The 6,903-nt window shown below is 70.9% G+C and carries 10 protein-coding genes; 9 read left to right on the top strand and 1 reads right to left on the bottom strand.

Annotated features, from left to right (window positions below; translation table 11 throughout):
• From LDL48_RS06750 to LDL48_RS06710, 9 genes are all read left to right on the top strand, one after another.
• Positions 1–359, top strand: a 359-nt coding sequence (locus tag LDL48_RS06750) for a replication initiator (RefSeq protein ID WP_372472056.1), incomplete at its 5' end; no start/stop codon positions are given.
• An 82-nt stretch (positions 360–441) separates the two neighbouring features.
• Positions 442–642, top strand: coding sequence for a hypothetical protein (locus tag LDL48_RS06745; protein WP_225254113.1), 201 nt, complete (start codon positions 442–444; stop codon positions 640–642).
• Positions 639–836 carry a helix-turn-helix domain-containing protein gene (locus LDL48_RS06740; protein WP_225254112.1) on the top strand — a complete coding sequence of 66 codons (198 nt, stop codon included), beginning with the start codon at positions 639–641 and terminating at the stop codon, positions 834–836. Before LDL48_RS06745 ends, LDL48_RS06740 begins: the two co-directional genes overlap by 4 nt.
• On the top strand, positions 837–2,039 hold the full coding sequence (locus LDL48_RS06735; RefSeq protein ID WP_225254111.1) for a tyrosine-type recombinase/integrase: 1,203 nt from the start codon (positions 837–839) through the stop codon (positions 2,037–2,039).
• Between the two features lie 187 nt (positions 2,040–2,226).
• A complete protein-coding gene (locus LDL48_RS06730; RefSeq protein WP_225254110.1) occupies positions 2,227–2,622 on the top strand; it encodes a GntR family transcriptional regulator in 396 nt (131 codons plus the stop codon).
• On the top strand, positions 2,619–3,518 hold the full coding sequence (locus LDL48_RS06725; RefSeq protein WP_225254109.1) for an ABC transporter ATP-binding protein: 900 nt from the start codon (positions 2,619–2,621) through the stop codon (positions 3,516–3,518). The genes LDL48_RS06730 and LDL48_RS06725 overlap by 4 nt, the downstream gene beginning before the upstream one ends.
• Entirely contained in the window at positions 3,515–4,471 is a 957-nt protein-coding gene (locus LDL48_RS06720) for an ABC-2 membrane transporter-related protein (RefSeq protein WP_225254108.1), read from the top strand. Before LDL48_RS06725 ends, LDL48_RS06720 begins: the two co-directional genes overlap by 4 nt.
• A gap of 104 nt (positions 4,472–4,575) precedes the next feature.
• Positions 4,576–5,574 (top strand): RNA polymerase subunit sigma-70, encoded by a 999-nt coding sequence (locus LDL48_RS06715; protein WP_225254107.1) that lies wholly within the window; start codon positions 4,576–4,578, stop codon positions 5,572–5,574.
• Between the two features lie 8 nt (positions 5,575–5,582).
• Positions 5,583–5,870: a hypothetical protein gene (locus LDL48_RS06710; RefSeq protein WP_225254106.1), complete on the top strand. Its 288-nt coding sequence runs from the start codon at positions 5,583–5,585 to the stop codon at positions 5,868–5,870.
• Between the two features lie 46 nt (positions 5,871–5,916).
• On the opposite strand, the gene LDL48_RS06705 is transcribed toward LDL48_RS06710, so the two are convergent.
• Positions 5,917–6,900 carry a zinc-binding alcohol dehydrogenase family protein gene (locus LDL48_RS06705; RefSeq protein ID WP_225254105.1) on the bottom strand — a complete coding sequence of 328 codons (984 nt, stop codon included), beginning with the start codon at positions 6,898–6,900 and terminating at the stop codon, positions 5,917–5,919.
• Between the last annotated feature and the right edge of the window lie 3 nt (positions 6,901–6,903).

Genomic DNA, 6,903 nt, shown 5'->3' with positions numbered 1-6,903 from the left:
TCCAAGCCTGCTGGGACCTCGGCACCGCCGACGGCTGGCACCGGCTACGCCGCTACGCCCACCAATACGGCTACGGCGGCTACATCAGCACCAAGAGCCGGGGCTTCTCCGTCACCTACACCTTCAAACGCCTCGAGCGCACCATCTGGCGCCGCACCCAAGGCTTCCCGCACCTGTGGGACGAACAACAAGCCGAACTGGTCGTGTACCGCCTCGGCTACCACGCCACCGGCTGGATCACCACCGGCGACGCCCTACTCGCCAACTCCGCCGCCGACGCCGCCCGCCGACGCGCCCACGCCGCCCGCGACCTGGCCGACGACGACCACGCCGACTCGGCCCTCCCACTCGCCGCCTGACACGTACGTGTCAACCGTTCCTTGACAACTCCACAGCGACACGAGCAAACCACCTGCCCCACCCTCCGAGGGAGTACAACCCATGCCAACTCGACCCCGGCCCATCCTCGCCGTCCGGCTCATCGGCCTGGCCGACGTCGTCACCGCCCAACGGGCCGCGCTCGTCGCCCAGCTCACCACCGTCTACGGCGACCGCGTGACCTGCCGCAGCAGCACCCACCACGCCAGCCACACCGGCGAAATCCGCGTCTACATCACCGTCACCGCCAAGGGAGACACATGACCACACCGACAGCGCTCGAAGCGCTCTGGGACATCGACCAGGTCGCCGACTACCTCGGCGTCCCCGTCCAAACGCTCTACGCCTGGCGCAAACGCCACTACGGCCCGCCCGCCGGAAGGGTCGGCCGGCACCTGCGATACGACCCCACCGCCGTCCGGGAATGGTTCGCCGCGCTGACTCGGGAGGCCGCATAGATGGGCCACATCGAGGACCGCTGGTACAAGACCATCGCTCAGCCGGACGGCACGACGGTGAAGGTCAGGACCGATCTGTACGGGAAGTGGATGCGGTACCGCGTCCGCTATCTCGATCCGGATGGTCGGGAGCGGAAGAAGTCGTTCCCCGACCGCGCCAAGAAGAAGGCGGAAGACTTCCTCGTCACGGTGGAGGCTGACAAGTTGCGCGGGACTTACCTCGACCCGGCCGCCGGCCGGATCACCTTCAAGGAGTACGCCGAAGGGTGGCTGCGCACTCGAGTGCTGGACGAATCCTCGCGGGAGGGGGTCGAGATCCGCGTCCGGCGCCACCTGTACCCGTACTTCGCCTCCCGCCACCTGGCCTCGATCAAACCCGGCCACATCCGCGAATGGGATGCCAGCATGGTGGGTGTCATCGCACCGTCGACGCGGGCGGTGACCTTCACTCACCTCCGCACCATCCTCGGCGCGGCTGTCGATGACGAGCGCATCGCCAAGAATCCCTGCTCGGCCCGTTCGGTGACGCCGCCGCGTCCGATCGAACGCAAGGTCATCCCTTGGACGCTGGAGCAGATCACCGCCATTCGAGCGGGACTGCCGCCGCGTTACCGGCCGCTTCTCGACTTGGGGAGCGGGTGCGGCATGCGCCAGGGCGAGATTCTCGGGTTCTCCGTCGATGACCTCAACTTCGACACGGGATGGATTCATATCCGGCGGCAGGTGAAACGCGTACGCTCGCGGCTCGTATTCGGGCTGCCGAAGAACGACAAGGACCGCCGCGTACCTTTACCTGATTCCGTTGCGGAACGGCTCCACGCTCATATCGAGCACCATCCGCCCGTGGAGGTGACTCTTCCGTGGGAGAGCCCCAGCAATGCTGAGCGGGTGACAGCCCGGTTGATGTTCACGACCACTCGCCGGAACGCCATCGACCGGAGTTGGCTCAACGAGCACTGCTGGGTCCCGGCGCTTCTCTCGGCCGGCATCGAGCAGAGCCGGGCAACCGGGATGCATGCGCTGCGGCACTTCTACGCCTCGGCCCTCCTGGACGCGGGGGAGAGCATCAAGGCGTTGGCCGCCTACCTGGGCCACTCCGACCCCGGCTTCACGCTCCGGGTCTACACCCACCTTATGCCCGCCAGCGAGGACCGGACCCGCAAGGCGATCGACCACCTGTTCCGACTCCCGGATGACGAGTGACGCCCTGGCCACGCCCGCAGCGGTCCGACAGCCGGTGTTTCTGCAGCTCAGGGGCGGGTTACGGCCCTCAATCCGGCGTACAGGCCGACTCGTCCGTCGCCCTCCTGCCGAACGGCGTGACGCCGCGCTCCCGTGACCACCGTCTTACTGCTTTACTATGACACTAGTAAAGCAGTAAGGGGCTACCGTGTTCGTCTTCCGGCTCGACACCCACTCCGGCGTGCCGCCGTACCTGCAGCTCGTCCAGCAGGTCCGCCAGGCGGTGCTGCTCGGCTTTCTCCAACCCGGCGACCGCCTCCCGCTCATCCGCGAGGTGGTCGAGGATCTGGCGATCAATCCGAACACCGTCGCCAAGGCGTACCGGCAGATGGAGCAGGAGAACCTGGTCACCGGCCGGCCCGGCCAGGGCACGTTCGTCAACGAACAGCAGTCGGCGGCGATGCCGGCTTCGACGTACACGTCGCTGGGTCGCGGCCTGGCGACCTGGCTGCGCCGCGCCTACGCGGCCGGCCTCGACGAGCAGGCGGTCAACGCGCTCTTCGCGTCCGTCCACCAGCAGACGAGGAATGAGGACGTGGCGTGACGGCACCTGAGTTCGCGCTGCGCACCGACGGTGTGGGCAAGCGGTACCGGAAGGGCTGGGCGCTGCGTGACTGCACCCTGGACCTGCCGGCGGGCGGCGTGATCGCCCTGGTCGGGCCGAACGGCGCGGGTAAGACCACGCTGCTGCGCCTGGTTGTCGGGTTGCTGGCACCGAGCACCGGCACGGTGGAGGTCCTCGGCCATGATGTCACCGTCAGCACCCCGCAGACGCTGGCCCGGGTCGGGTTCCTGGCCCAGGACCACCCGCTGTACAAGCGCTTCACGGTCGCCGAGATGCTCCGCTTCGGCCGGGCCTGCAACCTGCGGTTCGACCAGGGGCTGGCCGAGCGCCGGCTGGCGAAGCTGGGCATCCCGCTGGACCGGCGGGCCGGCACGCTCTCCGGCGGGCAGCAGGCCCAGGTCGCGCTGGCTCTGGCTCTGGCGAAGCGGCCGGACCTGCTTGTTCTCGACGAGCCGGTGGCCAGCCTCGACCCGCTGGCCCGGCACGAGTTCCTGCAGGTTCTGATGGGCGCGGTGGCCGAGGGCGGAGTGACCGTCCTGTTCTCCTCGCACGTCGTGCACGAGCTGGAGCGCGTCTGCGACCACCTGATCGTGCTCAACGACGGCCGGGTCACGCTCACCGGTGACATCGACACCCTCCTGGCCGAGCACCGGCTGCTCGTCGGCCCGCGCACGGCCGCCGACCTGGGCCGGGCCGGCACCGTCGTGGAGGCCGTGCACAGCGACCGGCACACGACCCTGCTGGTACGCGACGGCGGGCTCCCGGCCGCGCCCGGGTGGCAGGCGCGGCCGGTCGCGCTGGAGGACCTGGTGCTGGCGTACCTGCGCCGGCCGTCCGAGCCGAGCGCCGCGGTCACGTCGGGGGTGGCGGAGTGACGTGGTTGATCTGGCGTCAGCACCGGACCGAGGTCTGCGTCCTGGGCCTGCTCGTCGGCTTGTTCGGCATCGCCCTGCTGGTGCTCGGGACGCAGGCCCAGGACCTGTTCCCCGGCGGTCCCGCCCGGTGTGCGGGGGAGGCCGGTCTCGACGAGGGCTGCGTGGCCTCCTTCCGCCGGCTCGACGAGGAGTACGGGTACGTCGAGAACCTCCTGGCGGCCTTCTATCTGGTCCCCGTCCTGGTCGGTGCGTTCCTCGGTGCGCCGCTGCTCGCGCGCGAACTGGAGGACGGCACCTGGCAGCTCGCCTGGACCCAGGCCGTGCCGCGGATGCGCTGGCTGGCGGCCAAGCTCGCGGCACTGGCCGGCGTCACCGTCACGCTGACCGGGATGTTCACCGCGGTGCTCACCTGGTTCCGTCAGCCGTTCGACGCGTGGGAAGGGCGGTTCCAGTACGACGCCTTCGACCTGGAGGGCCTTGTTCCGGTGGCGTACGCGCTGTTCGCGTTCGGCGCCGCCACCGCCGCCGGGGCGATCCTGCGGCGCAGTCTGCCCGCGTTCGGCGTCGCGTTCGGGGCGTTCCTCGCCGCCCGGATGTCGGTGGGGCTGCTGGCCCGTCCGGCGTACGCCACGCCGCTCACCACCATGGAGCCGGTCGGAGCCGGCGGCGCGAAGGACGGGGTGGGGGCTGACTGGACTATCGAACACGGCTACGCGGACGCCACCGGGCGCAGGCTGAGCTCGGCCGAGTACTACGAGCTGGAGGACGCCGCCGACCGGGCCGGCGCCAACCTCAACCAGTTCCTGCACGCGCGCGGCGTCCAGGAGTTCGGGGTCTACCACCCGGCCGACCGGTTCTGGACGTTCCAGCTCATCGAGGCGTCCCTGTTCGTCGCCGTCGCGGCGGTCCTGGTCGGTGTGGTGGTGTGGCGGGTACGGCGCCGCATGATCTAGTGCCCGGACCACCAGCACCCTGGTCGGGCACGCGAGTGATGAGTTGTCGCGTCCGTACCCGTCATATCTGCGAACGGGACACGACGCGACGGGAGTATGACGTGATGAGTGGGGACACGCGGGTGGAGGAGCTGGGCGTGCACGGTCTGGGCGAGGTCGACGAGCCGGCGTTCACCGGGCTGGCGGAGCGGCACCGGCGGGAGCTGCACGTGCACTGCTACCGGATGCTCGGGTCGTTCGAGGACGCCGAGGACACCGTGCAGGAGACGTTCCTGCGGGCCTGGCGGCGGCGGGAGACCTTCGAGGGACGGTCGACGTTCCGGGCCTGGCTGTACCGCATCGCCACCAATGCCTGCCTGGACCTGCTCGCCAAGTGCCGCCCGGAGCCGGCGACCGGCGGTGAGGTGCGCTGGCTGCAGCCGTACCCGGACCGGTTGCTCGACGAGCTGCCCGCGGGCGACGCGGACGCGCCGGAGGCGGTCGCGGTGGCGCGGGAGACGATCGAGCTGGCGTACCTGGTCGCCGTGCAGCATCTGGCGCCGCGCCCGCGGGCCGTGCTGATCCTGCGGGACGTGCTCGGCTGGCCGGCGAAGGACGTCGCGGAGCTGCTGGGCGACTCCGTCAACTCGGTGAACAGCGCGCTGCAGCGGGCCCGCTCCGGGATGCGGGAGCACCTGCCCGCCGAGCGGCAGGACTGGACCGGCGGCGAGCAGGACGCCGGGACGCGCGAGCTGGTGCGCCGTTTCACCGAGGCCAGCGTGGCCACGGACATCGGCGTGCTCGCGGCGATGCTGCGGGACGATGTCCGGGCGTCGATGCCGCCGACGCCGGGCGTCTACTTCGGCCGCGACGCGGTGGTGCACAACTGGGACGAGGACGGCTTCGAGGGCATGGCGGGCCTGCGGGCCGTACCCACCGCGGTGAACCGGCAGCCCGCCGTCGCGTTCTATCTCTGGCGGGAGGAGGAACGTGCGTACCTGCCGTTGACGATCGACGTGCTGCGGATCAGCGGCGGGGCGATCACCGAGGTCACCACGTTCCACGACGACCAGTTCCCGCGGCTCGGGCTGCCGGAGCGTCTGCCGGCCGACGGCACCGAGTAGTCCTCCCGGTGCCGACTCTCACGCTGCGCGGCGGGGAGCGGGTCGCGGTGGTTCCGGCGCAGTGGTGCCGCGCGTTCGCCATCGTCACCTCCGGGCGGGTGCAGCTGGAGCTGCGCGACGGCGCACCGGGACCGGTCCTCGGACGCGGTGCCGGCTTCTGGCTGCGCGGCACCGGCGTCCGCGCCCTGCGGAACCCCGGCCGTCGCACGGCCCGGATGCGCATCGTCACCCCGAACGAGGACGAAACGCCATGCCCGGAAAGCGCCGGTTCCGCGGACTCGCCGGCCCCGGCCTGATCGCCACGCTCGCCGCGACGGCGGCCGTCAGGCGGTTCGACGACGGTCACGGGAGCACGACCAGCTTGCCGCTGGCCTGGCCGGACTCCATCAGCGTGTGGGCCTCGCGAATCTGGTCGAGGCCGAAAACCCGGTCGACGGGTACGCGGGCCCGCCCCGCCGCGACGTCGTCGAGGAACGACTGCAGCACGCCGGCGGGCAGGTTCCCGGCCTCCCCGGAGTACGCGGTCAGGCGTACCCCGTTCGGCAGGTAGTCGATGGGGTAGAAGTCCTTGACGGTCCATTCGTTGGCGAGCATGCCGGTGAAGCAGACCGTGCCGTGCGTTCGGGTGGCGCGCAGGGTGTCGCGCAGCGTGGTGGTGCCGACGAGTTCGATCGCGCCGTGTGCGCCGTCACCGAGCACGCTGCGTACCCGGTCGGCGATCGGGCCGTCGTCGATGAGGACGTGGTCGACGCCGAGCGCGGTGAGCGCGCCGACCTTGCCGGGGGTGCGGGTGGTGGACACCACGGTCATGTTCCGGCTCTTGGCCAGCACGGCGGCGGCCATGCCGACCGACGAGGTGCCGCCGCGGATGAGCAGGCTCTCGCCGGGCCGGGCGTCGACCCCGACGGTCAGCGAGCCGTAGGCGGTCTGCAGCATCTCCGGGATCGCGCCGAGCACGTCCCAGGGCAGCTCGGACCGGAACGGGATGACCTGGTCGGCGGGTACGCAGGTGTACTGGGCGTAGCCGCCGTCGAACCGCCGCCCCATGCCGCCCATCATCGTGGCGACCTGCTGGCCGGGCGCGAACTCGCCGCCGGGTGCCCGGGCGACGAGGCCGGTGGCCTCGATGCCGAGGACGCGCGGGAAGGTGACGTCGGCGCCGGAGAAGCCGAGGCGGGTGTACAGCTCGGAGCGGTTCAGGCCGAACGCCCGGACCTCGATCAGCACCCAGCCGGGGCGGGGCTCGGGCACCGGCACGTCGCGTACCCGCAGGTGGGCGACGGGGCCGGGCTGGTCGAGGACGGCGGCACGCATGGTGCGGTTCATGAC

The sequence above is a fragment of the Jidongwangia harbinensis genome (assembly GCF_020216025.1).
GTDB lineage: Bacteria > Actinomycetota > Actinomycetes > Mycobacteriales > Micromonosporaceae > Actinoplanes > Actinoplanes harbinensis.
Note: the sequence above shows the minus strand (reverse complement) of the source record. Positions and strands in the feature narration are given on the sequence as shown.

Bases quoted from the DNA above. Each gene is read 5' to 3' on its own strand.
- LDL48_RS06745 (WP_225254113.1), top strand. From the start codon at position 442: ATGCCAACTCGACCCCGGCCCATCCTCGCCGTCCGGCTCATCGGCCTG.
- LDL48_RS06740 (WP_225254112.1), top strand. From the start codon at position 639: ATGACCACACCGACAGCGCTCGAAGCGCTCTGGGACATCGACCAGGTC.
- LDL48_RS06735 (WP_225254111.1), top strand. From the start codon at position 837: ATGGGCCACATCGAGGACCGCTGGTACAAGACCATCGCTCAGCCGGAC.
- LDL48_RS06715 (WP_225254107.1), top strand. From the start codon at position 4,576: ATGAGTGGGGACACGCGGGTGGAGGAGCTGGGCGTGCACGGTCTGGGC.
- LDL48_RS06705 (WP_225254105.1), bottom strand. From the start codon at position 6,900: ATGAACCGCACCATGCGTGCCGCCGTCCTCGACCAGCCCGGCCCCGTC.